Source organism: Micromonospora maritima, from assembly GCF_902825405.1.
In the GTDB taxonomy this organism is placed as follows: Bacteria; Actinomycetota; Actinomycetes; order Mycobacteriales; family Micromonosporaceae; genus Micromonospora; species Micromonospora maritima.
In genome coordinates, this window is the sequence record NZ_CADEAU010000892.1 from 1 (window position 1) to 1,081 (window position 1,081).

Sequence of the window (1,081 nt, forward strand, 5' to 3'; positions counted from 1 at the left end):
GGGCGAGGTGCCGCGCCCGCACCTGGGACCACACCTCGGCGGCGGCGGTCCCGCCGTCGGCGACCGGCACCGAGGCGCAGCCGCCGAGCCAGCGCGAGCCGCGCAGGTGCAGGTAGCGGCAGATCCCGGCCCACATCAGGTTGATCACGGCCCCGGTGCGGTGGTCCGGGTGCACGCAGGAGCGACCCGCCTCGACGAGGTCGTCACCGAGCGGGGCCAGCGCGGCCAGGTCGAACTCGCCGTCGGCGTACCGCCGGTCGGTGCGTCCGGGCGGCAGCAGCCGGTAGGTGCCGACCACCTCGTCGGTGCCCTCCCGGAGCACCACCAGGTGGTCGCAGTGGGCGTCGAACTCGTCGGCGTCGAGCCCGGCGGACCCCGGCGGAAGGGTGGCGCCGAGTTCGCTGGCGAACACCTCGTGGCGCAGGCGTTGCGCGGCCGCGACCAGGGTCGGGTCGTCAGCGATCAGCAGGGTGTAACCGCTGGTCGTGAGCGGTGCGCCAGCGGCGTGCAGAACGGCCATGGGTCCTGTGTAAGGGCCCCGGGTTGCCGCGCCCGGGGTGAGGGATGTCGATCCGGTGAACGCCCGTCGGCGGTGCCGTGCGCGGCCGGGCGGCGAACCCGGTGACGGCGCGTGTGCGAGGCTGCCGGGCGACCGCCGGCGACGGCGCCGGCGGCGGACGGAACCCGGAGGTGCACATGCTCGTCGAGGCCCGCTTCCACGGACCGGACGGCTCGGGCAACGGCGGCTGGAGCGCCGGGATCTTCGCCGCGCTGATCGACGACCGGGGGCCGGTGGAGGTCACGCTGCGCCGGCCGCCGCCGCTGGACACCCCGCTCACCGCCGGCGACGGCGAGGTGCGCGACCCGGAGGGCCGGCTGGTCGCCGAGGTACGCCGGGTCGAGCCGGTCGACGCGGTCGTGCCGCCGGTGGACCGGGCGACGGCCGAGCAGGCCGCGCGGGCGTACCCCGGTCTGGTGGACCATCCCTTCCCCGGCTGCTACGTCTGCGGGCCGACGCGCCCGGACGGGCTGCGGATCTTTCCCGGCCGGCTGCCCGACGGGCGGACCGCCGCGCCGTTCC

General features: G+C 77.0%; 1 protein-coding gene and 1 pseudogene. One reads left to right on the forward strand and one right to left on the reverse strand.

What is annotated here, in order from left to right:
• On the reverse strand, positions 1–520 hold a 520-nt coding region (locus HUW36_RS33320; RefSeq protein ID WP_174531639.1), incomplete at its 3' end, for a GNAT family N-acetyltransferase.
• Between the two features lie 176 nt (positions 521–696).
• Between HUW36_RS33320 and HUW36_RS33325 the strand changes: the two are divergent.
• Positions 697–1,081: pseudogene (locus HUW36_RS33325) on the forward strand (hypothetical protein); the annotation flags it as partial.